Source organism: Kineobactrum salinum, from assembly GCF_010669285.1.
GTDB lineage: Bacteria > Pseudomonadota > Gammaproteobacteria > Pseudomonadales > Halieaceae > Kineobactrum > Kineobactrum salinum.
The window spans coordinates 1,047,362-1,073,000 of record NZ_CP048711.1; the positions used below are offsets into that span (position 1 = coordinate 1,047,362).

At 55.9% G+C, this 25,639-nt stretch carries 19 protein-coding genes; 4 read left to right on the plus strand and 15 right to left on the minus strand.

From position 1 onward, the window contains the following. Positions 1–71: 71 nt before the first annotated feature. Complete coding sequence (locus G3T16_RS04495; protein ID WP_163494004.1) at positions 72–1,448, minus strand: class II fumarate hydratase; 1,377 nt, start codon at positions 1,446–1,448, stop codon at positions 72–74. A 346-nt stretch (positions 1,449–1,794) separates the two neighbouring features. Between G3T16_RS04495 and G3T16_RS04500 the strand changes: the two genes are divergently transcribed. Further along, positions 1,795–2,103 (plus strand): hypothetical protein, encoded by a 309-nt coding sequence (locus tag G3T16_RS04500; protein WP_163494005.1) that lies wholly within the window; start codon positions 1,795–1,797, stop codon positions 2,101–2,103. A 171-nt stretch (positions 2,104–2,274) separates the two neighbouring features. Here G3T16_RS04500 and G3T16_RS04505 read toward each other — a convergent pair whose 3' ends face one another. The 14 genes from G3T16_RS04505 to G3T16_RS04570 form a co-directional block, all read right to left on the minus strand. Next, complete coding sequence (locus tag G3T16_RS04505; RefSeq protein WP_163494006.1) at positions 2,275–2,847, minus strand: RES family NAD+ phosphorylase; 573 nt, start codon at positions 2,845–2,847, stop codon at positions 2,275–2,277. Positions 2,848–3,010: 163 nt separating this feature from the next. Next, positions 3,011–3,367, minus strand: coding sequence for an MbcA/ParS/Xre antitoxin family protein (locus G3T16_RS04510; protein WP_232059266.1), 357 nt, complete (start codon positions 3,365–3,367; stop codon positions 3,011–3,013). Positions 3,368–3,557: 190 nt separating this feature from the next. After that, entirely contained in the window at positions 3,558–3,956 is a 399-nt protein-coding gene (locus tag G3T16_RS04515; RefSeq protein ID WP_163494007.1) for a hypothetical protein, read from the minus strand. A 93-nt stretch (positions 3,957–4,049) separates the two neighbouring features. Next, positions 4,050–5,134 (minus strand): IS3 family transposase gene (locus tag G3T16_RS04520; RefSeq protein WP_163494008.1). Its coding sequence is split into 2 segments (ribosomal slippage): positions 4,050–4,873 and positions 4,873–5,134, totalling 1,086 coding nucleotides; the frame shifts between segments, so codons are not numbered across the junction. 169 nt (positions 5,135–5,303) lie between these two features. Then, positions 5,304–6,230 (minus strand): RHS repeat domain-containing protein, encoded by a 927-nt coding sequence (locus tag G3T16_RS04525; RefSeq protein WP_163494009.1) that lies wholly within the window; start codon positions 6,228–6,230, stop codon positions 5,304–5,306. A gap of 878 nt (positions 6,231–7,108) precedes the next feature. Next, on the minus strand, positions 7,109–8,260 hold the full coding sequence (locus G3T16_RS04530) for an RHS repeat-associated core domain-containing protein (protein ID WP_163494010.1): 1,152 nt from the start codon (positions 8,258–8,260) through the stop codon (positions 7,109–7,111). A gap of 163 nt (positions 8,261–8,423) precedes the next feature. After that, a complete protein-coding gene (locus G3T16_RS04535; protein WP_163494011.1) occupies positions 8,424–9,116 on the minus strand; it encodes a TIGR03759 family integrating conjugative element protein in 693 nt (230 codons plus the stop codon). Positions 9,117–9,660: 544 nt separating this feature from the next. After that, on the minus strand, positions 9,661–10,065 hold the full coding sequence (locus tag G3T16_RS04540) for a hypothetical protein (protein WP_163494012.1): 405 nt from the start codon (positions 10,063–10,065) through the stop codon (positions 9,661–9,663). Continuing rightward, complete coding sequence (locus G3T16_RS04545; protein ID WP_163494013.1) at positions 10,062–10,562, minus strand: hypothetical protein; 501 nt, start codon at positions 10,560–10,562, stop codon at positions 10,062–10,064. The genes G3T16_RS04540 and G3T16_RS04545 overlap by 4 nt, the downstream gene beginning before the upstream one ends. Positions 10,563–10,646: 84 nt before the next feature. Then, positions 10,647–11,741: an RHS repeat domain-containing protein gene (locus tag G3T16_RS04550; RefSeq protein ID WP_163494014.1), complete on the minus strand. Its 1,095-nt coding sequence runs from the start codon at positions 11,739–11,741 to the stop codon at positions 10,647–10,649. Between the two features lie 42 nt (positions 11,742–11,783). Then, the gene (locus G3T16_RS04555) at positions 11,784–12,992 is read right to left on the minus strand and encodes an IS256 family transposase (protein WP_163494015.1); all 1,209 of its coding nucleotides are present in this window, start codon (positions 12,990–12,992) and stop codon (positions 11,784–11,786) included. A 55-nt stretch (positions 12,993–13,047) separates the two neighbouring features. Further along, positions 13,048–18,411 (minus strand): DNRLRE domain-containing protein, encoded by a 5,364-nt coding sequence (locus G3T16_RS04560; protein ID WP_163494016.1) that lies wholly within the window; start codon positions 18,409–18,411, stop codon positions 13,048–13,050. A 76-nt stretch (positions 18,412–18,487) separates the two neighbouring features. Next, on the minus strand, positions 18,488–19,117 hold the full coding sequence (locus G3T16_RS04565; protein ID WP_163494017.1) for a hypothetical protein: 630 nt from the start codon (positions 19,115–19,117) through the stop codon (positions 18,488–18,490). Positions 19,118–19,275: 158 nt separating this feature from the next. Continuing rightward, positions 19,276–21,090, minus strand: a complete 1,815-nt coding sequence (locus G3T16_RS04570) for a TolC family outer membrane protein (RefSeq protein ID WP_163494018.1) — start codon at positions 21,088–21,090, stop codon at positions 19,276–19,278. 259 nt (positions 21,091–21,349) lie between these two features. Here G3T16_RS04570 and G3T16_RS04575 point away from each other — a divergent pair, with 259 nt between their 5' ends. The 3 genes from G3T16_RS04575 (at position 21,350) to G3T16_RS04585 (ending at position 25,581) form a co-directional block, all read left to right on the plus strand. After that, positions 21,350–22,036: a transglutaminase-like cysteine peptidase gene (locus G3T16_RS04575; protein ID WP_197911900.1), complete on the plus strand. Its 687-nt coding sequence runs from the start codon at positions 21,350–21,352 to the stop codon at positions 22,034–22,036. 27 nt (positions 22,037–22,063) lie between these two features. Continuing rightward, a complete protein-coding gene (locus G3T16_RS04580) occupies positions 22,064–23,995 on the plus strand; it encodes a bifunctional diguanylate cyclase/phosphodiesterase (protein WP_163494019.1) in 1,932 nt (643 codons plus the stop codon). Between the two features lie 215 nt (positions 23,996–24,210). Continuing rightward, entirely contained in the window at positions 24,211–25,581 is a 1,371-nt protein-coding gene (locus G3T16_RS04585; RefSeq protein ID WP_163494020.1) for a Fic family protein, read from the plus strand. Positions 25,582–25,639: the final 58 nt, after the last annotated feature.

Genomic DNA, 25,639 nt, shown 5'->3' on the forward strand with positions numbered 1-25,639 from the left:
GGGATCAGGGAAATCGCGAACCGTCCCATGTTAGGACGCAGGCGTGGAAAGTCAACGCGCCCGACGAGGGATCATTGCTCGCCCGGGTTGCGAGCCAGCCGCAGTGGGTCCAGCAGCTGAGCCAACTGTTCCCGCGACAGCGTGGTGTCCTCCAGCGCCACCTCGAGGATCGGCCGCTGCTCCGCGTAGGCGCGCTTGGCAATGGCGGCAGCGGCCTCGTAGCCGATCACCGGATTCAACGCGGTGACCAACACGGGATTGCGCGCCACGGTGGCAGCCGCATGCTCCCGACAAGGCTCCAGCCCGGCCACGCATTGCTGCAGGGCCTTGCAGCTGTCGGTCAGCAGTTCGATTCCGGCCAGCAACTTGTCGCCAATCAGCGGCAGCATCACGTTGAGCTGGAAACTGCCGGACTGGCCAGCCAGCGCGATGGTGGCATCGTTGCCCAGCACTTCGGTTGCCGCCATCAGCACGGCCTCGGGCAGCACCGGATTGACCTTGCCCGGCATGATCGAGGAGCCTGGCTGCAGCGCCTGCAATTGGATCTCGCCGAGGCCGGCCAGCGGTCCGGAGGCCATCCAGCGCAGATCGTTGCTCATCTTGATCAGCACCAGTGCCAGGCCGCGCAGGCCGCCGGAACACTCCACGCTGGCGTCCTGGGCTGACATCCGGGTCGAAGGCATGGCCGCGGCGGCAAAGCCGCCGGCAGTCGCCTCGTTCAGCGCTGCCAGCAGGGCCGCGACATAGCCAGACGGGACATTCACTCCCGTACCGACGGCGGAACCCCCGATGGGCAGTGCCTGTAACCGCGGCAGCAGATCCTCGCAACGTTGCCGCGCTTCCAGCAACTGCTCCGCCCAGGTACAGAGTTCGAAGCCCAGACTGACCGGCATCGCGTCCATCAGGTGAGTGCGTCCGGTTTTCACCACGTCTTCAAACTCCCGACCGCGGCGGCGCAGTTCCGTCTCCAACTGCTCGACCGCAGGCAACAGCGCGCTGCGCAGTCCCAGGCTTGCGGCCACCGCGATGGTGGACGGAATCACGTCGTTACTGCTCTGGCTGCAGTTGACATGGTCATTGGGGTGAATGGCCATGCCGCTGGCCTGACTGGCCAGCCGGGCCAGCACCTCATTCATGTTCATGTTGGTACTGGTACCGGAGCCGGTCTGGAATACCGGCACCGGGAAGGCGTCCGCATGGGCGCCACCGGCGACCGCCTGGGCGGCATCGATAACGGCATCCGCGGTGGCGGAGTCCAGCGCGCCCACCGCCTTGTTGGCACTGGCCGCAGCGGCCTTCAGCCGCGCCAGCGCACGCAGAAAGGTGCGTGGCATGGGCCGCGGAGCGATCGTGAAATTGTCCACGGCGCGCTGGGTCTGAGCACCGTACAGTGCCTCGCGCGGCACCCTCACCTCTCCCATGCTGTCGGTTTCGACGCGATACGGCATAAATCCTCCCGGCCACAGCCGTGAAGCCACTTTTTGGCATCGTACGCAGTGGTGCACGAAAAACACAAGTGCTGATCATAACAGGGCAGGTATCGACCCTCCTGGCCGCTCCCGGGGGGCGCTTGCACCATTGCGCAACATTCTGCGATTGCGACAGTTACTGACTGTAACATAATGGTGCGAAACTGACGCGACGGGGATTTTTATTACTTTAATATCAACATGTTAAATTTTCATGAATCGCATAAACCCACTTGCAATGCGGCTCATTTGCGTGAATATTAGTAACACATCGGGTAACAAACAGACCCGGTGTTTTTCCACCACTGCCGATGAGGTTACCGCCATGAAATCATTACTCGCCGTTCCCGCCCTGTTGCTTGCTGTAAACAGCTGGGCAGACTGCCCCACCGTCATGCCCAGCGAAGCGCCACCGGTTCCCGATGGCAAGTCCGCGTCCTACACCGAGATGCGCGAGGCACAGCGTGCCGTCGCCGACTATGTCAACGGGATCGAGACTTTCCTCGAATGCCGTCCGCAACTTCACGCGCTGGCCCACAACCGTGCGATAGATCTGGCCGAAACCGCCGCCGATGCCTACAACGATGCTCTCGCCAGCTTCCGGCAGCGCGACGTCATGCTGGCCGACAACTGATAGTCTTTCCGGCTCCGGACCGCAGATAAGCATAAGCGCGCGGTCTGCCCGCCATCACAGGCTCCACCTCAGGGTAAAGTCTGCCGGACGAGGAAACTGGAGCGGGAACAGGCGGCTACCAACCGTCCGACATCGCTGCAGCAAAGGCTCATCACGCCAGCAGCCAGTTCGTCATCCAGCAAACGGAAGATGGCCCATTGCGTCGGCAAACTGAGCCCGGTTGAAACAGTAGGCCTTGGTTACACCCATTGCACTGAATGTCACCATCGCCGCGTCCACCTCGGACTGCCAAAGTGCCAGAGACCGTGGTTCTTTGGAGGCAAACACTTCTGGCGTGTAAATCGCCACATTGGTGCCCCTTTCTGGATCCCGAGCAGACGGATACAACAAGCATTGCGCCCCCTGCTCCCGAAGAAAACGGCCCAGCTTGTGCGTGAACGCATAGTCGTCCGGCGCCATGATCTTGTCTCGGTCGACCTCGTAAACCGACTCGCACAGATCGACGCCTTTAGCCGTACGAAAACCCACAGTGAACAGGCTGTGCTGAGTTCGCACCGGATTCGGGGGCGGTGTAGACATACTCTGGTGGAAGATGAAGCGGTAGAAACCCGCCTCGGCGATACAGGTGGCTTCGCAGAGTGAACCATAGAATAAACTCGGCTCCGAAGCGGAACCGAAACGGCTCCCGTATTTCAAAGGAGGATACCGGAATGGCGTAGACAGCAGATAGCCAAAGCAAGCCATGCCCCCTCCAGAGCGGGCTTTGAGCCCTCTATCATGTCCTCCAGGCGCGACTGGGCCGACAGGCTGGGAGTGATGGACGTGGTCGCTACCGACTCCTGATTTTCTACGATTCTGTAGAGCAGACCATGCTCGCGGGTGAAGCTGACCGACTCCAGCGCCTGTGTCACCCGCGTCCCCGCATGGCATCCAGAAAATCGCACACCCGCACAAGGCCCTGCACGCTCATCACCTGCTGTGCGGGGATGCCCCCTGTCATAGTGTTTTTGGTACGCATGAAGTGCCGCATATTTTCCAGGTCGCCCCCCATCAGAGCATACAGCGACCGGTAGATACGGATGAAAAGCAAGCCAAGCTCACCGGCCTTGGAATCAGGGGAGATCCCGTTTCGACCGATTGTGGTGCGGTTGCGACCAACGATCCGCCCTACGTCTTCCTTATCGAGCCCCAGCTTGCTCGCGGCAGATATCACAGCATCTGCCAGGATGCGGGCATCGTCCTGTGAATGAATAGCGGCTTCCACGATGGTGGCCTCTTTGTGCACTTACACTAATTATCAGATTATAGTGCATTTGCACGAAATGTCCATCCCGCCAGCCTGAACCCAGCGGCCGGATTGGCCACTACGCGTCCCGCAACGATCAAGGTACAACTGGTCAAGCTGGTGTTTCGATCAGCCACTGATGATTGGCTCTTTCTGCTGCCTAGACGAATCACGAAAAATGCATCCCAATAAACCAAGTTAGAAATAATACCGCCAAGGAACCAAAAACCAATGCTCCAGTAATATAACCTGTTCGGTCACGACCTCCCGATATCACTTTATAGTTTTCTACCAGCCTCAATCCACGATCTTTATAAGTAAAATATTTATAGTTGGCTAAGGACATCAAAATAACAACCACCACTATCGCCACCTTCACTCTAGGCCCTTCCGGTATCGGCCAATCCGTGAGCACATGGTAAATAGAGATTAGTGTTGTGAGATTAATGCACATGACAAGAGTCATCATTAGGGAAGCACTGTAGTTGTTATAGTATTTATCCCCATTTACTTTAACGCTCCACTGATAGAGATTAAAATAGATATATTCATAGACCGCGCGAATCATATTTTAATCTCTAACAGTTTCCAGAAATAGAGCACATGCCATCCGTAATAGGAGTGTAATCCCCCATTTCTAACCACCCATTTGAGTAGAGGGTTATGCTGCCTGTAGCAGCCGGGCCGGAGGTATCCCTCCTATAGCTGTATTGGGTCGCTCGTTATTGTATTCCCATAGCCACTGTGTCGCTAATAGCTGGGCATGGGCAACGCTGCTGAACTCATGCAGATCCAGCCATTCATGTCGCGCGGTCCGGTTGAAACGCTCCACATAAGCATTCTGAGTTGGCTTGCCCGGCTGGATATAGATCAGCGTTATCCGGTTCTTGTTCGCCCACGCTACCAGCGACTGCGAGATATATTCCGGCCCATTGTCACAGCGAAGTGCCGCTGGCTTTCCACGCCATTCAATGATCTGTTCCAGTGCGCGAATCACGCGTGAGGCAGGTAACGACAAGTCTACTTCAATCCCCAGACCTTCACGGTTGTAATCGTCAATCACGTTGAACGTGCGAAAGCTCTTGCCGCTGACGAGCTGATCACTCATGAAGTCCATGGACCAGACCTGGTTCGGCGCAGTCGGAACATCCAGTTCGCCTGGATAATCCCGCTTGATCCGCCGCTTGGGCTTGATGCGCAGGTTTAGCTCGAGCTGTCGGTAGAGGCGGTAGACCCGCTTGTGATTCCACGGGTAGCCCTTCACGTTGCGCAGATACAGGAAGCACAGCCCGAAGCCCCAGCGCTTGTGGGTTTGCGTCAGCTTTAGCAGCCATTCGGCAATCAGGGCATTCTCGCCATCCAGCTTTGCCTGATAGCGATAACAGGTCTCGCTAATGCCGTACACCACACACGCCAGCCGGACACTGATGCCATGTTTGGCCACGCCTTTCCTGGCCATCTCCCGGCGTTGAGATGGCCTTACAACTTTCCCTCGAGGGCTTCCTGGCGCAATTCGGCCTTGATCCGCTCTTCGGCATACATCTTCTTCAGGCGAGCATTCTCGGCTTCCAGCTCCTTCAACCGCTTCATGAGCGGCGCGTCCATCCCACCAAACTTTGCGCGCCACTGATAGATCAGTGCCGTGCTGACGTTGTGCTCGCGGGCCAGATCCGCGACCGGAACGCCCGCTTCGTGCTGCTTCAAAACCGCCAGTATCTGGCTGTCGGAAAATCGAGACTTCTTCATGCATCGCTCCTTCTGCGATCATTATAAAAGCCTCTACTCAAAATCTCGATTATTTTCTGGGGGATTACAGGAGCAACTGTGGCCCCACTAACTGATGGATTATTTAATAAAAGCGTTGTACCAAAGTAACCCGCCCCACCAACTAAGCCAGCAGAGCCCCCGAACGTAGCTACAGCCCCCACCCTATATTAATAGCAGATTGAAGCACCCCAAATGAATCACCGTTAGAAAAGGCCTTTACACCTTCGTACAAACTCAAACTTTTACCTAAGACAAAAAACCCTTGTCCTGCTGCTTTGATTTTCGCCGCACGACGCAAGAATTCACTTCTTGCTCCCGTCCACTGATTCCCTCCCCAGCTCATGCTATTCCATTTACTATTCTTTCCTTTCCACTGCCGCCCATCACTGCTTATAAAATTCAGTAAAGCTGCGCTAGAGAAAAGGCCATTAGCGTTAACTAAATTACTTAACACACCAAACCCGTTACTCTTATTTAACCAAGCTCGACATGTTGTCTCATTACACTCCCCCGGCTTAAGCTCCTCATCCTTGTCACCCTCATCCTCAGCCATCGGGTTCCCATTATGTGCTCTATTATCCCCCGGTGCTGAACCGGGAGAAATGATGCTGCCTCCACCGCCATTACCGGCGAAAGAGAGGGCCGCAAGGTTGCCCTGAACCCCACTATTAGATTGTCTTTGACCGGTTACGACCACCTCCTCCAGACCAGCGCCGGATTGATAGCACCCGTCCACGCACACGGTTTTCCTGTCGTCGCTTCTGAATCCCGACGGATCAGTATAGGTCAGCGGATTGTTGAACGCATAGGAATAGCGATTGTAGTTCTGCGCATTTTCGGGAGCCTGGGTCACCGGGTCGGGGCTCAACATACGCCCCAAACTGGGACTGTAGACCCGGCCATTCATGTGGATCATGCCGACATCATCCAGGTGTTCATGCCCGGTATAGCCGCGCTTCTCCAAGCTGGTGATTGCGGCCTGCTCCCAGGTTTCCGGATTGCGGCGCAGGCCCCAGGCGTCATAGCTGTAGCGTTCCACCACCGGATTGGCAGCCAATTCCGTCAGGGCGGTCACGCTTCCCAGGTGGTCCGTATGCACGTATCGGTGCTGTACGGTCCCGTTGATGTCCTCCCGTATCATCACCACACGGCCATTGGCGCGTATATAGTGCCGATGCGTATCGAAGCCGAGGCCCATCAAGTTTATCGCTTCGAAACCGCTGCCCACATAGTGCGTGATCAGCTCATTATGGACCTTCCGGCCCAGGTCAGCATAGAATCAACCGACTAGTAATAATTGATTGATAGGTTTTTGTATTTTCAAATTGACAGGGACTAATCAGCAATTCATACATTGAAACTCGCATCACTGGAGTCAATCAGTCTGGCTCTTTTTTTTTCTACGCCCAGAAAACAGATATTCTCGGCCTGCAAAGGCATAGTTGAGAAAATATGCGCCACCAATCACAGCTAACACCCCTGGATAAAGTCCGTACCAAATAGCTCCGGCTCCTATGATCAAACCCAAAAGTCCAAACAAAATTGAGAGTCCCTTAACAATCCTTTTCCTCAATCCCATCATTTTTTCCGAAGTCTACGGTTAACACGTACTTGCACAGTAACCCAGCGCACCTGCTGCAAACCCTATGCCCAGTGCAGTCCCAGCAGGTCCCACATTTAGGAATGCACGAAACTGCCTCAATGTGGCTGCCTGTCTCATACCAGCCCGAAAATTATCGCTATTTAAATTAGCTCGAGATTGCCGATACATATTTTCATCGAGTACTTCTGCAAATTCATATAGTAGTAGAAGTGTACCTGTAGGAATGACTAACCTCACAGCTTCATCGTATACTGATCCATATCGCTCTTCTAGGCAAACTTCCACGCACTGTTGGAGGTCATTCCACCACCTATAGAAATTGCCATTTAAGTCGCTGCTATCAGGTGGATTCAGTTCTGCTCGAATGCAAGCCTCCCCCCATGCGTACATTCTTCATCATCCTTGTCATCATCATCCTCTGCCACTGGATTCCCCGCAGGACCAAGCTGGTCCCCTATTGTTGAACTGGGAGGATGGCTGCCGCCCCCAGTTCCAGCGAGAGAGCCAGCAGCGAGATTGCCCTGAAGTTGAGGCCTACTCGATTGTCTTTGACCGGTTACGACCACCTCCTCCAGACCAGCGCCGGATTGATAGCATCCGTCCACGCACACGGTTTTCCTGTCGTCACTTCTGAATCCCGACGGATCAGTATAGGTCAACGGATTATTGTACGCATAGGAATAGCGATTGTAGTTCTGCGCATTTTCGGGAGCCTGGGTCACCGGGTCGGGGCTCAACATACGCCCCAGACTGGGGCTGTAGACCCGGCCGTTCATGTGGATTATCCCGACATCATCGAGGTGTTCGTGACCGGTATAGCCACGCTTCTCCAAGCTGGTGATTGCGGCCGGCTCCCAGGTTTCCGGATTGCGGCGCAGGCCCCAGGCGTCATAGCTGTAGCGTTCCACCACCGGATTGGCAGCCAATTCCGTCAGGGCGGTCACGCTTCCCAGGTGATCAGTATGCACGTATCGTTGTTGTACGGTCCCGTTGACATCCTCCCGGATCATCACCACACGGCCATTAGCGCGGATATAGTGCCGATGCGTATCGAAGCCGACGCCCATCGAGTTGATCGCTTCGAACCCGTTGCCCACGTAATGGGTGGTCAGTCCATTGTGGACCTTCCGGTAGCGTGCCCGATCGGGTCCGTAGTCGAAGCTGTAGCTCGCCGACGCTGTGGTGATGGAGACGGGTTTGTTGTAGCTCGACCAGGCGGTCATCGGTGAGCCATCAAACGTGTCCATGTTGCCATTGTCGTCATAGGCGAAGGTATGGGCTGGCAGACCGCTGCTGGGCGTGATATTGGAGACGGCATGCAGTTTGGACAGGTTATAGAGATAACTGGTACCCACATCGGATTTTTCGACCATGTTGCCGATGGAGTTGAAGCCGTAGTTGGTCGGTGCATCTGTGCCCAGCTGAGCAGTAGTCAGGCGATCCAGGGTATCGTAGGTAAAGGTCTCGGACAGGCCGTGAAGCTCATCCTCCCTGCTGATCATATTGCCCACGTTGTCATATTTACCAACCGGCCTGACTCTGCACGTGCCATCGCGTGGAGTACTTGGGTGGGAACACCGACATATCTGGCCACCAGATCGAAGACTTCGGTATCGGCAGCGCTCAGATCAGCCGACACCGCAAAAGCCAGGCACGCCATTATTCTTACCGCACCCATTGATCCGCTCCATTTTTGCGGTAGACCGCCGGTAATCGACGCAGACTCTCAAAGCCCTCGCCGTGATTGATCGTTGCTCGACCACCCTGTAGCGCGCTTTGCAAAAGCGGATACGTTTTCACCCACTTGCGCAGGGACTCATCATCACCATCCATACCCACCACATGTACATCGACGCCTTCGGAGGCTTCATCCAGTAAGGTATCCAGCTGGTTTATGATCAATTTTTCACAGGAGGCGCACTCTTTCCCGACCACCAGTGCATAACGCAGCGTTTTACCCGCTGCTGAGGTTGAGGGGGCATAGGGCAGTAATCGGGGCGTGCTCGGATATACCCGTTTCCAGGCTTCGTCCACGGCCACCTGAAAAGCCAGTTCACGCCGTGTCCGTTCAAACTCGGCTTTGACGTACAGTTCCGCAAATCGCCGTCGCTCCGCATCAGTATCGGCACTCACACCCAACGCGGTTATTGGATCAAGGTCGGGACTCCAGAGACCCCGTTGCCCGGCCATGAGCTGCCGGTAGCGTTGATATTCATAGACTGTGATGCCCCACTGGTCCGCCTTTGCCACCAGGTCGACCTGTTCGGTTGTTAACGCCTGGGATTCCGTTTGCTGTGTGTCTTGGGCGAGACCCGGTATTCCCACCGCCAGCAGTACACTGCACAACATCCGTCTCATGACTGCGCCTCCCGACCTGATGCCATTGGATCGCGACGGCGAGAAGGTCGACGCACAGAGGTCAAAGCCAACGCCTGATAGTCCATTTCCGGGTCATAGTCGTCTGCGACCAGGGCGCTGTGGGTTTTAACCTGGAGTTCGAATTGCCGACCGCGGGGGATCTCCCCCCGTTGAATCATCAATGAGACATTTTGCGAGGTCGTGTCCGATCAGGGGTACTCCCTCGATCACGTTCCCACAGGCTTAATGGTACAACTGGCCAAGCTGGTGTTTCGGTCTGCCCAGGGAGATCAGGGTGAAATTCTATCCGCTGAAGTGGATCAGGTCATTGAGTTATCCCGCTTCGCAATAGAATCTCAGCCCGCTCAGGATTCTGATCCTAGTAAAAAGGAGTGCACATAACAAATTGCACCCAACCTGCTAAAGCAATTTAAACAAATCATTCAGAGACCTGAATCTAAGCAGAGGACATTTTCGGGGGCAGAACGTCAGGGATTCCTATAACGACCCGCCGCTGGTCGGTGAGCTTCCAATCAATCGAAATCTATGGGTATCTTGGATTTTTGCCAGCCATCTTCAACTCACCGCCATCTAACTGTAATGCCTCATCCTCCATTTTAACCGAGTACAATACTACGGAACCGTCGGATACTTTGTGATATCGGTAGGGATTGCCCCATGGGTCCATTAACGATCCATTGTTGATTGAAAGAGATCGGCCGCAGCGAATTTTGCCAATCTCTGAAGAGTTCCTCTTTAACCATTCTTGCTTGTCCGGATAACCTCCGGACTTATCGAAGTTATGATTAAGCAATATGGACAGTTGCAAAAGTTCACAATTTGCCCTCATTTGCCTATATGCCTCGTTCTCTTGATATGAATAATTCAGATAGCCCATAGAAATGATAATAAGGAATACAACAACTGCTCCCGATATCCATTTGATCATTGGTCCACTCTCCAGGGTGCTTGGGATATATCGGGCTTATTCCTGCCCGTGAGAATATAACTAGCATAAGCTCGGGAAGTTTGGTTTATCCAAGGATCATGGCGACCAAGTTGGGATATATTTTCATGGATGATGTAACCAATGACGTTGCCGCCCACCACTGTTTGTGCTTCATCCATGTGTAGCAATTCATGAAAAATTGTCTCCTGTAAGTACTCATCACTGCTATCTCTATGCACCACCTGAATACGATTACCGCCGAGGTATTTTCCATCTGGATCGCCCCAGAGTTGAGAAATAGACTCTACGGGTTCTATATTGGCGTGACTGAGTTCAGGAAAATCCGAATAGACCTTAGCAGCAAGTCGGTCGATTCTCTCACGTGGTGACTCTTCAATTTCTTCTGCTCCAGGATCTGTCACTGGATTCCCAAAGTGATCGGTACTATCACCTATTACTCCGCCCCCATAGTCCCACAAATATTGCGTAATTGGCACTGAGCTCGTCCGTACGGATCGGGGTCTCCTGTTGTTCGATAGTGATGATAATAAAGCTCGAAGAACGGATTATGCCCATCGAGGTCATTCAGACATGAAGAACGGAGGACGCCGTAACCGCATCCAAATGTATTGCCGCCTAAACCTCCTGCGACTCCCCCCAACCGGCTCCCCCCAACCGGCGGAAATGCTGAACGACATGAATCCGGACGGATCAGTATATGTCAACGGATTATTGTACGCATAGGAATAGCGATTGTAGTTCTGCGCGTTCTCCGGTGCCTGCGTGACCGGATCGGGGCTCAGCATCCGCCCCAGACTGGGGCTGTAGACCCGGCCATTCATGTGAATCATCCCGACATCATCCAGGTGTTCGTGTCCAGTATAACCGCGCTTCTCCAGGCTGGTGATTGCGGCTGGCTCCCAGGTTTCCGGATTGCGGCGCAGGCCCCAGGCGTCATAGCTGTAGCGTTCCACCACCGGATTGGCAGCTAATTCCGTCAGGGCGGTCACACTTCCCAGGTGATCAGTATGCACGTATCGGTGCTGTACGGTCCCGTTGATGTCCTCCCGTATCATCACCACACGGCCATTGGCGCGAATATAGTGCCGATGCGTATCGAAGCCGAGACCCATCGAGTTGATCGCCTCGAACCCGTTGCCCACGTAATGTGTGGTCAGCCCGTTGTGGACTTTCCGGTAACGTGCCCGGTCTGGACCGTAGTCAAAGCTGTAGCTCGCCGACGCTGTGGTGATGGACACCGGCTTGTTGTAGCTCGACCAGGTGGTCATCGGTGAGCCATCAAACGTGTCCATATTGCCATTGTCGTCATAGGCAAAGGTATGGGCTGGCAGACCGCTGCTGGGCGTGATATCGGAGACGGCATGCAGTTTGGACAGGTTATAGAGATAACTGGTACCCACATCGGACTTTTCGACCATGTTGCCGATGGAGTTGAAGCCGTAGTTGGTCGGCGCATCTGTGCCCAGTTGAGCAGTAGTCAGGCGATCCAGGGTATCGTAGGTAAAGGTCTCGGACAGGCCGTGAAGTTCATCCTCCCTGCTGATCATATTGCCCACGTTGTCATAACTGTAGCTGAAGTGCTGGATGGTGGTGGATCCGACCGTACTCTGTTGACTGGCAATTCGCTTTGACACTCCCTGAAAGGACTGGATCACGCTGGAACCGAGGGTGTAAATAATTCTGTGTAACCGCCAGGGTTATACATAGTCGCTAATGCGATCCTCGAACTCGATCATAAACCGGTTCAAGGCCGTCCGCCAATTCCGGATTGGCATCGTCCATTTTTTCGACGCATCCATGATCGCGAGATAGACCACCTTTCGCGCGGAGTCGTCAGTCGGGAACAGCTTCCGCTTCTTGATCGCCTTGCGGATAACACTGTTCAAGGACTCGATGGCATTGGTCGTGTAGATAGCCTTCCGAATGTCCTCCGGGTAGCGGAACAGCGTGTTCAGATTGGGCCAGTGGTTGCGCCAGGAGCGGCTGATATGGGGGTATTTATCGTCCCAGCGCTCCGCGAACTCGTCCAACGCCTGCAGCGCCTCTTCTTCCGTGGCTGACTGGTAAATGCGCTTCAGGTCGGCGGTCACGGCCTTGTAGTCTTTCCACGGCACGTACTTCATCGAATTGCGAACCATGTGGACAGTACAGAGCTGGACCTGAGCCTGTGGGTATGCCGCACTGATGGCATCAGGGAAGCCCTTGAGCCCATCCACGCAGGCGATGAGAATGTCCTTCACCCCGCGATTCTGGAGCTCTGTGAGGACACCGAGCCAGAACTTGGCGCCCTCGTTCTCGGAGAGCCACATGCCCAGCAGCTCCTTGTGGCCCTCGAGGTTGACGCCCAGGGCCAGATAGATCGCCTTGTTGATCACCTGCTTGTCCTGCCGGATTTTGACGACGATGCAGTCCAGGTAGACGACCGGATAAACGGGGTCCAGTGGCCGTGACTGCCATTCAATCACGCGCTCAATGACGGTCTCGGTTACCTTGGAAATCAGGGTGGGCGAGATGTCGGCGTCGTACATCTCCTTGAACGTGGCGACGATCTCCCGGGTGGTCATGCCCTTCGCGTAAAGGCTGAGGATCTTGTCGTCCATCGAGGTGAAGCGGGTCTGACCCTTCTTCACTAGCTGCGGCTCGAAGCTGCCATCGCGATCACGAGGCGTGTTCAGCTCAAACTGGCCGTCTTCGGTCTTCAGGGTCTTACTGGTGTGGCCGTTGCGGCTGTTGGTATTGTCAGAGGGCTGGTGGCGCTCGTAGCCCAGATGCTCATTGAGTTCGGCATTCAGCGCCGCCTCAACGGTGATCTTGGTCAGCATCTGGCTAAACTCGTTCAGGTCCTTCTCGGTTTTGAGGCCCTTCGCCGCCTCGCGTGCGAAGGCTTCCAGTTCTTTCTTGTTCATCTTGCCTATCCTTACCCTGTCAGGGTTCTATGATAGGCGGTTTACACAGTTTTATTTACAGGCTCCTGGAACCGTCTCCGAGCCATTCTTCGGTGGTCCGGCCACTGGCATCAGTTGCCATCAACTGATACAACACCGAGCCATCTTCGAGCGACTCGACGGCTTCAAGATGGCCTACCGGGCTGTAGGTATACTGCACCACAAATCCACCGGGCGTGGCCGTGTTGTCGGGATATTGTTCCGTCGAGATCCGGCCCTGTGCGTCATAGCTGCGTAGTGTGGTATAGGTTTCCGATCCAATTGTTGTCGTAGTGGACGTCAGCCGGCCATAATCAAAGGCGGAGTAACTGTACACTTTACTGAAACCGTTCATCGACTCGGAATGCACCTGCCCCAGCCCGAGATTGCCATTGGCAACATTATCGTATACCCAGGTGGTAGTGCCCTCAGGTTCGGACCGGCTGATGGGACGATTGAGCTTATTGTACTGATAGGTAATACTCTGCCCCGCCGCCGCGAGTTTGGGAGACACTTCCGACAAACGGTTATCCAGCGCATCATAGCTGTACGTGTACAGCCCCCGATTGGGGTCGTCTTCAGCAATCAAACGCCCGAGACGGTCATGATCGTACGAGACTGAGTTCTCGTGCGAAGTGCCCACCGCATTTGTCACCAGTACGCGGTTGCCCATGGCGTCATAATCAAACTCGCTGACCGATCCTTGTTCATCGACGACACGTATGATTTGACCTAGTGCGTCCACGCCGGTGGTACGCGTTCTTCCGCCCACGTCAGTTACCGTGGTTTCGAATCCGTCATAGCTGGTCGTCCGCGACTTCGTGGGATCGGCAGCCACAAGACTGGTTTCGCGGCCCAGTAAATCGAATGTCATGGTATTCCACAACTTAGTCGTCCCATCAAAGTAGGGCTCCGACTTACGGTGAGCTCTCCCCGCCGCGTTGTACTGGGTAACCACATTGACTCGCTGCCCCCCGAACGACTGCGTCCTGGTCCACGTCGGTCGACCCAATTGGTCGTAATATTCGCGTTTAGTTGCCGAACCGGTCTGCCGGGTTTCAATATAGGTTCTGGAATTATTGCAAGACGAACAGGCAAAGCGAAGATATTCCGTGAACGAGCCTCCCGCCTCATCAACACTTTCAGGAAGACCGAACGAGGCATAGGTGTACGTCGTCTGTACGCCATTAGGGTCGGTTTCCGACAGTTTGTTCCCGAACCCTCGTTCCCATGTCATGGAACGGACATGCCCCAGCGGATTGGTGATGCTTGCCGGGAACAGTAGACGGTTATCGTAGCTGATCGTCGATGTCCTCGACGTTATGCCCGGCCCTGACACGGTTTCAGACGCCACGTTACCCACTGCATCGTAGGTGCGTGCAGTCGTCTTCTCTACGCCCACCCCGCCACCGGGCTCACGGGTTTCCGAAAGCAGATAGCCTGTGCCCGAGTGATAGGTATAGACGGATTTACGATCTTTGGCGGGATCATTGACGCCATATCGCCACGCTTTGTTCTCCCTGACTACCAGGTCCCTGATCCGCCATGTGCTCGGGCTTGAATCGATCGCGTACTCGCGCAACGTCAAGGTTTTGTGTTGCAGGGCATTTTCATGATCGACCGTGACGACTTCGGTCTCACCAATATTGCCGTAGACATCCACTGCACTGTTGCTTGTGGTTGTCGTCGACAACAATCGACCGGCGGCGCCCTCAAGGGCGTATCGCTCTTTCACCTGATTGTCGACGTAAGAAAATACCACGTCCGGTGACGCAGTAGCGAGCGAACCGTAGTTCGTTGTCACCCTGTTTAGCAGCCGCAGGTCACTCCCACGGTAGGTAGAAACCCGAACGGGTTTTGCGGTATGGGGATAGGTTTGGCTGTATTCCGAGACGGTCATGATGTCCGTGGCGAGATTGTCCGTGGTAATCACCTCGAAACCGAGGTTCCCCCTGCCCTGCACATTGCGAACCAATCCTTCATACGTGTAATTAATGACTGAGTGGCCACCGATGCCATTGGATTGCTTCAACTGTGACACCACGCGGGTGCCGTCCTGAATGTCGTAATCCGGAAAAACGGCCGAGGTGCCCTTGGTATAGACCGATGTGTCGGTGAGTGGCTTGTAGATGAATTCGGTTTCGAGGTCAGATGCCTCCCAAACCTTTCTTAGGAGGTTCAGGGGGGCACCCTCGGCCGTGAGGACTTTGAGTTCACCTTTTTCACAGTTTCGCCATTGGGTTCTTGTGGTAATGCTTCCAGCATATAACCACTGAACATTTTGGCTGTAGCAATAGCGTGTCCTCGCCAAGGTGAGGTCACGGAGGCCGTCCCCGTTGAGATCCGTCCACTGGTGGAAAAAGTTCATTCGTTCGTAGTAGGTCGTTTTGTCGTCGTCAAAACTGGCACCGCTATCATCGGTGGCAATATCTATATGGAGGGAGGTAACCAAGTTCGTTGGCGGTGGTCTATCGAGGTTAACTACAGGATCGTTCATTGAAGCCACGCGATGGTACCGGTCGGGCAGTGCATTATCATCGATTATATAACCCGCATACGTCGACGAAGTCGAGCCAGGCAGAAACTGTTGCCCTGTGTTGAGCTGTATTTCACAACAGACTCCATTCCACTGGCGCACTCTCCGGTCCAGAAGACCATCGCCGTTCACATCCACATAGGCCTCAACATCAAAACCGCCGGGAGTAGCACCGAAGTCTTGCGACTGTCCCTCAATTTGAAATCCAGTGTTCGCGTAGACAACGCTACCATTCGCAACGACGTCGAGGAGGCCATCTCCCGTCAAGTCCACCAAATCGTATTTGTTTGCCACGAGTTCGGGGCTCCACTGCATGGGAGAATTAAAACCATTACCGTTATTCAAATGGACATGAATTGTGACTCTTATCAACCCTCCGCTCAAGGAGGTGCTGTAGAGCTCCTCGACTCTAACAATGTCGATCAGGCCATCACCATTCATATCGGCCAACCGGCAGACAAATCTAGTAGGATATGATTGGGATGGAATCGAGACATTACCATAGGGAGAATTGTTCTGGAATCCACTGCCCGTTGACAGTGCAGCGCCTTCGGATTTGCAAGTTGACCCGACTGTATTGAGTTTAACGATATCGGTTCGGCCATCTCCGTCAATATCCACCCAGGTGAAATCTTTGGGGTGTCCGCCCAGCTCCGCCGTCCAAGTTTCTGTGACATAACCGGTGCCTTGAGACAACATAATTTTGAAGGTCAGGTCAGAACTCAGATAAGCTCCGGTCGCAGCTCCGGTCGCACCGGGCCAACCAGGGACCGGGTGTACATAGTCAGGCTTACCATCGCCGTTCATGTCGTGCCAGCGCGGTACGTTGTATTCTTGCCCGATCTTGGCGGAGGCCGTCATGGTACCGAAGTAACCAGCCGCATGAAAATAAGGCACCGTCAGCAACGATTCTGTATAGGTCGGTCTTACCTCACCCTCATCCCACCAGTCCAGCTTGATGGGTTCCTGGCACTCGCCCTGCGCATCACATTTGTCAATTCTGACCAGTCTCGATCGACTGTCGGCGCCGACGGTCTCGTAGGTCAGTTGATAATCGAGGACAAGGTTGCCGTTGACCCGGGTTTGGATGTTCGAAACCCGCTTCGGGGTTGGCTGGTATTGTGATCCGGCCTCATAATGGGTGGGACTATCGGGCCGGTCTTCGTAGAGAAAGGTCACTTCTGTATCAGGCGCTTGCCAGGTTACCTGGCCGCCAGCACCAACACTGGGGACCGGGTTGTACTCTATGCTCGTGATATAGTGCTGGCCAAGCGTCGTGTTCTTGTAGTAATTGAACTGATAGTAGTTTTGTGAAGCATCCACAACCTTGCGCAGGGCCCAGGTTCGAACCACACTGGTGTTCTGCCCCGTAAGCCTGGATTCGGAATTCGTACCGTAAAAGAGACGAAGACCATCTTTGGTTCTCACCTCAAAGGACGCCGGTCCACCGGTCACACCTGGTGCCGTCGAAGAGCGAATGGATTTAAACTGGTCGACCTCGGTCCGGTAAATGGTTCCGTTTGCCCCGTAGGCCCCTGAAACAGCCACCAGCTTGTGGCCATCCATGCAGTACCTGTCTTCGCTGTCGAAGCGAACCGGGCGAGACTCGCCGTCCTGGATCAGCGTTTTTGGGCATCGTACAATGGACGATTGACCCTGCAGGAACCACCCCAAGCCCACGGTGGAATTTTTCAGGTTGCTGTTGTACACGAGGGACAGATCCGGCACCAACCCCCGGCGCGCCGGCGGCAGTTCCAGCGGTATGTTATAGGCGGCATTGCCGCCAGCGCTGACCGTCGCGCTGCCAGAAAGCGCACCATTGTAGGTTGGTCCAAGTGGCGCCTCGGGACTCACATTCGGATTACTCAGTGGCGGCGGTTCGGGCGTCGGTGGCGGCGGTGCAACCTGGATATCCAATGTCACAGCACTGGACAGCGTTGTCGCGGCCACGTCGTCCACCGCTTCGGCCGTCAACTCGACGGCGTCCGTGCCGCTCACCGTCCACTGCACCGTATACGGCGCTTGGCTGGCCACGCCCACCTCCACGCCGTCAACCAGAAAGCGAACCTCGGAGATCGAACCGTCGACGTCACTCGCAGTTGCGGCCAGTGTCAGCTCAGTGCCTTCGATTGCGCTGGCGCCGGTAACCGGGCTGGTCAATGCCACTTCGGGTGGCTGATTCTCCGGGGCGCCGTTCTGTATGCTCCAGCTGACCTCCAGGGTCGGACGCAGTGTCTCATCAGTGGTGTACTCGCTGGAGTGGAACCTCTTGAGGTTATTGTTGCCGGACAGCGGCAGCAACAGCCAGCCGTGGTTGGCGCCGCCGTCAGACACCGCCTGTAATCTCGCCTGCACGTCAAACTCGATCCAGCCCGAAGCGAACGGCGTGGTGATCTGGGCATCTGCCGGCACTGCATAGTCGCTACCCGCCCCCCGCGCCCCGGCTGCCGACCAGGACGCGCCAACCACCGGACGATCCCAGGTGACCTCGCTCTCGCTCCACGGCACCAGCAGCGCGTGCAGCGCAACCACATTGTTGTAGGCACCCTTGTGCAGCTTTAGCTGGGCCGCCTCAATCACCGCGCCATCCGGCACCGGGCCCCCTTCCGAGACAAATACGGCATACCTCAGCAGCGGCACGAAATTGTTGGTGTCGAATTGCATCCGCTGGCTGCCGCCGAAGTTGTAGGTGTTGTGGTAATTTGACAGGTAGCTGTCCGCGACCCCGGTGTAGCCATCCAGTCCCTGTCGCAATACGGTGGTCACCAGCTCCCCGTCCGGCGGTGGCTCCTGGGCCTGGCTAGGCATGATCGACAAGGCACAACCGAAAACTCCCAGCAGGAAGAGTAGCGGTAAGCGGGTCATAGTAGAGAATCCAGAGTCGGTAACTGGGTGGGAACCGCGGGAAGTTGCTACCCGGGACGCAATGGTGTTCATGCGGCTATCGGCCTTCGAAACGCTGGCCCTTTGCCTTCTTATGTTTGCGTAGTTTTTCGCTGGGCTGATGAAAGGCGTACCACTGATCGGAGTCCAGAAGATGGAGCTCGTCGACGAGCAGCGTCGAATTCATCAGGTTCCTGTCGGTTGCTGGCCAGCCATACAGAATCGCCGTCGCGCCTTGGGGAATCTTCATCTTCCCAAAGTCCTTCTCAGTAAGGACACTGCTCGCATTGAGTGTGGCGATGTATTTTTCGCTACCGGATCGGCGCACGGCGGCACTGTCTTGAGTGTCCTGCGCCATCGTATAGACGATCACCGCATAGCCGTCTTTGGGCCTGTGCAGATGATGAATATGGACAAGAAGTTCAAGCGGGTGCTCGAAATCATAGAGGTCACTGTGGGAAAAATTATCCGTGATCGACGAGTACTGATGCGTTCTCGCGACGTCCAGCGGACTTATTACAGTAGGTTGACTCGTGGCGGCAGCGGCAAGAAATAGCTGCAGCACAGCAAAACTGAGGCAGGAGGTAAACCATCCATGGTCACACATTGTTTTGTATCCTCTGGCATCCAAGCCACCGCATAACGCTGTTTGCAGTTGAGCTTCTCTGCGAAGATTCAACTGATACATAGCGCTTGCGCTTTTTAAAAAGCTACCACAAGAAAAAGGGCTGCGCAACTATTTACGTAAAGAGGTTCCGCAGACCCTGGCCCGGCACCCACGCAACATGGTGACCACCGGCGCCAACGCCGACACCTGCAAAGTGCCGGCAGGCAATGTACTGCCAGCTAGCTGCCGCTGCTGTCCAGCACCAGGTCCACCCGGCGGTTGCGGGTGCGGCCTTCTTCGGTAGTGTTATCCGCGATGGGACGGGTCTGGCCGTAACCTTCCGCCGAGATCTGCGAGGGCTTCACACCGTGCTTGTCGATCATCATCGCACGCACTGCATTGGCCCGGCGCTCTGACAGCCACTGGTTGTAGGGCGCGGTGCCTGTATTGTCGGCATGGCCTTCGACGATGGCGACCACCGAGGGGTTGTCCCGCAGGAAGGTGGCAGCGCGGCCGATCTCGACATCATAGTCGCTGGTGATGATCGAGGAATTCAACGCAAACTGCACATTCAGCGACACCGCCACCCGGTTTTCACCGGCGTCGCGGTAGCGGCTGTTGTTGCCGGCGAGACGGGCGAACAGGGCTTCCTTGTCGACTTCCACTGCCTGCGGTGCCTCCGGCGGACACAGCGGCTGGCCGTTGGGGTCGTCGCCCCGTCCCAGGTCCAGGTCCAGCTGTTGCAGCTCGGCCTCGTTCAGGCCGCCGACATCCATCGCCGACAGCAGCACCCCCATGTTGGCCAAAGTCCGCGCCTGGGCGGCGCGCAGTGCAGCCTCGGCGCTGATGTGGGCGCGCTGGGTATCAAAAAACTCGTTCTGTGAATCCAGCAGATCCAGCAAGGTGCGCTGGCCGATGTCAAACTGGTCCCGGTAGGCCTCGCGGGTCTTGTCCTGGGACAGGCGATTGCGCTCCAGGAACACAACCTGTTGCTGCAGGGCGCGGATATCATTGAACGCAATCATCGTATTCTGGCGCACGTTCAGACAGGCCTGCTTGCGCTCTTCGATGGCGGAGTTATAGCGGTTGTAGAATTCGCGCTTGCGGGCGCTGTCGGCGCCGCCGCGAAACAGGTTGTAGTTGAATACAAGTTCGACCGCTTCTTCGTCGTAGCGGCCCTCCAGGCCGTCGGTGTCATGCTCTACCTCATTGCGGTAGCGCAGGTCGACGCGGGGCATGAACGGGGCATTGGTGGCGTTGAGCTGGGCCTGGGTCGCGCGCAGGTTCTCGATCGCCGCATTGATTTCGGGACTGCGCTGGTAGGCCATAGTGAGCGCCGCGCTGCGCAGCTCGGGAATGACACTGGCCGGCACTGTCGGCAGCGGCAGCGCGTCCGCCGGCAGTGCGCCGATCACCCGCTGGAAGCGGGTCTGCACATCGTGCAGGTTGGTCATCTCCGTAAGCAGGTTGGATTCCGCCAGCGCCACCCGCGCCGCGGCCTGATCCAGGTCCACACCCTGGCTGACGCCGCCCTGGGTGCGCTCGCTGATCTTGTCGTACACCTGGCGGTGAAATACGTAGTTTTCCTCGGCAAAGTCTACCAACTGCTGATACCGGGCCGTGTCCAGGTAGGCCTCGGCGGCCTCCAGCGCCACTTCCTCCGAGGCGCGCTTCAATTCGTAGTACTGGGTGAGCTTCTCGAAACCCAGGCGCCGCACGTCCTCGCGGGTGGCAAAGCCGTCAAACAACATCTGGGTAATGGTGAAGCGGGTGGCATCGCGGGTATAGCTGCCCAGATCCACCAGCGGCGTTTCCCGCTCTTCGCGGCCAATCTCCGCGCTCAGGTCCGCGCTGGGATAGTATCCGCCGCGCGCCGCATTCTGCGCCTCCCGGGTCGCCTCGAAGTTATACCAGGCGGCATTGACCCGGGGGTTGGTCATCACCGCGCGGGTGATCGCGGTGCCAAAATCCGCTACCGGTGGCTCTTGCGCGTACGCCACCTGCAGCCCACAGGCAGCAACTACGACCGCGATCAAACCGAACTTGTGTTTCATACCATCTTCCCTTATGCCATGATCAGAAGGCAACTGCCTGTTACAAACCTGGATTGAATGGGTTCCCGACACCTCTCGCAGGCCGGAATCCGGCGTTGCCGGGCTATCCCGTCCGGCGGAAATAACAAATTATGTGAGCTCCCCCGGATCAAACCGCGGTAGTATACGCCAACTTGTTGATTTATAACGCGAGTTTTACGGCAATACCATGAACCGGCTCACAAAACAAAGTCCCGGGAGCCAAAAACGGAAGGGATGCATGTTCCATCGCAGCGCCGCGCAGTCCGGTTCACCCCGAAGCTTCGCCTTGATCCTGGCGACGCTGATTGTCTGTAGCTCTGCCCCCGCCGGTTATGATCTGGACCGGATGCAGCAACTCGCGCTTCAACGCTACGGTCCGCACACGGCTGACACCGTGGTCCGCTGGCGCGAGCTGATCGATCAGCTCAAGCCACTGCCCGATATCGAAAAGCTGGCCAGGGTCAATACCTTCTTCAACCAGCTGGTGCGCTGGCGCCAGGACATTGATATCTGGCAGCAGCATGATTACTGGGCCACGCCGCTGGAAACCATGGCCCGGCGCGAGGGCGATTGCGAGGACTTCAGCATTGCCAAATACATGACCCTGCTGCTGGCCGGCGTCGAGGTGGACAAGATGCGCATCACCTATGTCAAGGCCCAGGTGGGCCCCGACAGCAATGCCAACCAGGCCCATATGGTCCTGGCCTACTACGACAGCGGCAGCGCGGATCCGCTGATTCTGGACAATATGATCACCGAATTGAGGCCGGCATCGCGGCGGCCCGACCTGAAACCGGTGTTCAGTTTCAACAGCCAGGGACTCTGGGTGGGCACCGCCGCGGCGCCCGCCAGCAAAGATCCGGCTGCACGGCTGTCGCGCTGGCGCGAGCTGCTGCAGCGGATGGCAGCAGATGGACTGGACTGAACGGCGAATATCGACGGAGCATTGAACATGTCACTCTTCAAACAACTCTGGCTGGCGGTCATCCTGTTGCTGAGCGTGGTCTTCGGCGGCAGCCTGATCGTCAACAGCCTGTCGGCGAAGAACTACCTGGAACAACAGCTCTACATGAAGAACGTCGACAACGCCAATGCACTGGCACTGTCGCTGACCCAGCAGCAGGCCGACGCCGTGTTGCTGGAACTGACCCTGGCAGCCCAGTTTGATACCGGCCACTACGAGCTGATCGAACTGCGCGACCCTGCAGGCAACAGCATCATTCGCCGTGAGGATAGCGGCGCCAGCGACACCGCGCCGGAGTGGTTCATGCAACTGCTGCCGATCGAGGTGGCCGCGGGCCAGGCCCAGGTGCAAAGTGGCTGGCAACAAGTGGGCACACTGACCCTGCGCAGTCACTCGCGGTTTGCCTACCGCGAATTGTGGGCCAGCACCCGCCAGCTGGCGTTGCTGTTCCTGGTGGCGGTGCTGTTGGCGGGACTGCTGGGCAGCTACTTGTTGCGCATTATTCTGCGTCCACTGGATGCCGTGATAGAGCAGGCCGAGGCGATCGGTGAGCGCCGTTTCATCACCATAGCCGAACCCCGCACCCGGGAATTCCGGCGGGTGGTCGCGGCAATGAATCTGCTGTCAGACCGCATCCGGGCGATGCTGAAGCAGGAGGCCAGCCGTCTGGAGAAGTGGCAGCGCGAAGCGCACTTGGACAAGGTGACCGGATTGCTGAACCGCACTCCATTCATGCAGACCCTGGAAGCCGCGCTGGAAAGCGATGACGTCAATGCCAGCGGCAGTCTCGCCCTGATCCGCCTGGGCGGGCTCGCCAGGCTGAACCAGACCTATGGACGCAAGGCCGTCGATGGCCTGCTGGCGGAGGTGGGCACAGCGCTCAACCGTATTGCCGCGGGTCAAAGCCGCTGGGTTGCCGCACGCCTCAATGGCGCCGACTTTGCACTGCTGGCAGCGCGCTCCATCACGCCGGAACAGGTGGGGCAAGAGATACAACACGCCGTGCGTGAGGTGATCGAAAACCGGGCGATGCAGCAGGACATCACCCTGCCCTGCGCCGCCACCCTGTTTGAGCACGGCGACAGTATCGCGGCACTGATGACCCGTCTCGATGGCGCCCTGATCGCCGCCGACCGGGAGGGCCAGTCACGGCTCAGCGTCCCCCAGGCCGGCGATATCGAGATGATGCCTGTCAGGGAACAGATGCAGCGCTGGCAGAGTATTTTCGACCAGGCCTTCGAGAAGCAGAAATTCTCCCTGGCCCGCTTCCCCGTGGCAGCCGGTCCCAACCGGGAGTTGCTGCACTACGAGGCGCCGCTGCGGCTGGAGCGCGAAGGCGAGCAGCTCACTGCCGGCAGCTTCCTCGCCTGGGCCAACCGGCTGCAGCTGTCGGCGGAGCTGGATCGGCACGTGATCGACCTGGCGCTGCGGATGATCGCGGTCAGCGGGCGCCAGCTCGCGGTCAACCTGTCAGCCGACGCGCTGGTGGACACCGGCTTCCCGCACTGGCTGGGCGATCATCTCGCCAACAGCGGCGAGGCCGCCGCCAGGCTGTGGCTGGAGGTGCCCGAAACGGCGGCCTTCCGTCACCTGGACAGCTTCAGGAAACTCTGCGCCCGGGCCAGGACCTACGGTTGCAAGGTAGGCATTGAACACGTAGGCCACCAGCTGGCGGATATCGGCCGGCTCCACGATGTCGGCCTGGATTACCTCAAAGTGGATGCCTCCTTCGTCCGCGACATCGACTGCAACAGCGACAATCAGACGCTGTTGCGCACCCTCGCCACGGTCGCCCACAGCATTGGCCTCACGGTGATAGCCGAAGGAGTGCGCACAGAGACGGAGTGGCGGCAGCTGGAAGCACTGGGTATAGACGGCGCCACGGGGCCGGCGGTAACGGCCCACGAGCAGCGGGAATAGGTTCGGCGGCGGGAATGTCGCAGTTCCAGGGAGAAACTCGAACCGCCTTCTCCAGACGTTAGAAGACAGCGCAAGAGATGGACGAGGAAACGAAAGAGCGTTCGGAACGCCTATGAAAAGGCCTTATGGGTATCTGGCACAAAATGTCCTAAAAATAGATTGATAGTGTCCTTTAAATGAGCTAGCTTGATTTAAAGGACATTTTGAGAGTGGACATGACCCAAGAAATTGAGCAACAGAACGAAGAAATCATCACCCTTCTGGGGAAGCACCCTGAAGGGCTTTCTCGTGGTAAAATCTCGGAAAACCTTAGCTTTACTATCAATGACAAGACCTTACAAAGGCGATTAACAGCACTCGTCGATGAAGAACGTATCGCTAGAAAAGGTGAAAGAAAGGCGACTCGCTATCACCCACATGAAGTCTCCATAAAGACAATTAAAGGACACTTAAAGGACGGCTTAGCCAATATCTTTAGTCCTAAAAACCAAGAAAAGCTTAAATTCCTTGAAACACCCCCCCATGCACGGGAAAAAGTGTCCTATAACCGTGATTTTTTGGACTCTTACGTCCCTAATCAAAGCGAATATGTCCCTAAAAAGATACGAGAAGCGCTCTTTCAAGAAGGCAAACGCTTCGATGAGCAGTTGGCGGCGGGCACTTATGCTCGGCAAATCTGCCAGCGGCTTTTGATCGACCTGTCCTACAACTCAAGCCGCCTGGAGGGCAATACCTACTCCCGCCTAGATACACAAAAGCTGGTGGAAGAAGGCATATCCGCCGAAGGCAAGGTTCATGAAGAGACCGTGATGATCATGAACCATAAGGAAGCGATTTTGTTTCTGGTGGAAAACGCACAGGATATTGAGCTAAGTAGTTTGACTATCCGCAATTTGCACCATTTGCTGTCACAGGATTTGCTTGCCAACCCCAATGCTTGTGGAAATATCCGAATGCTAGAAGTGAATATCGGCCAATCCACTTACAAGCCTCTAGATAATCCGCATATTTTAAAAGAACTCTTTGAGCTGATTTTGCAAAAAACAAAAAAAACCAAAGACCCGTTCGAACAAAGCTTCTTTTTATTAGTTCACCTTTCCTATTTACAGGCATTCGAGGATGTGAACAAAAGAACGTCGCGGTTGAGCTGCAATATTCCGTTTATTAAAGGCAATTTGTGTCCACTCAGCTTTACCGATGTGACGCGGGATGATTACACCGCCGCGCTTCTATCCATTTACGAGAAAAATGATGTTGAGCCGATGCTAGAGCTTTTTGCCTGGGCATATTCCCGCTCTTGCGAGCAATACGGCGTGGTTAAAAAATCGCTAGGGGAAATTGATGCTTTCCGTATTCAATATAGGCAGCAGCGCAAAACCGTGATGGGCCAAATCGTTAGGCAAGGCTTGCATGGTGTAGAAGCAGAAAAACTTATAGAAGCTTACTGCCAAAAACAAAACATCGAAGACACTGATAAATTTGCCGCTATGACATTAGCCGATCTTGGTTCGTTACATGCGGGAGCTATTATCGGTTTAGGTATTACCGAAGCACAGCTCAATACCTGGCTATCCAACAAACCCTAAAAATCCTTAGTCTTCCTTTTAAGCGGCAAACGCCGCCGGTGATGAAACTCACTGACAC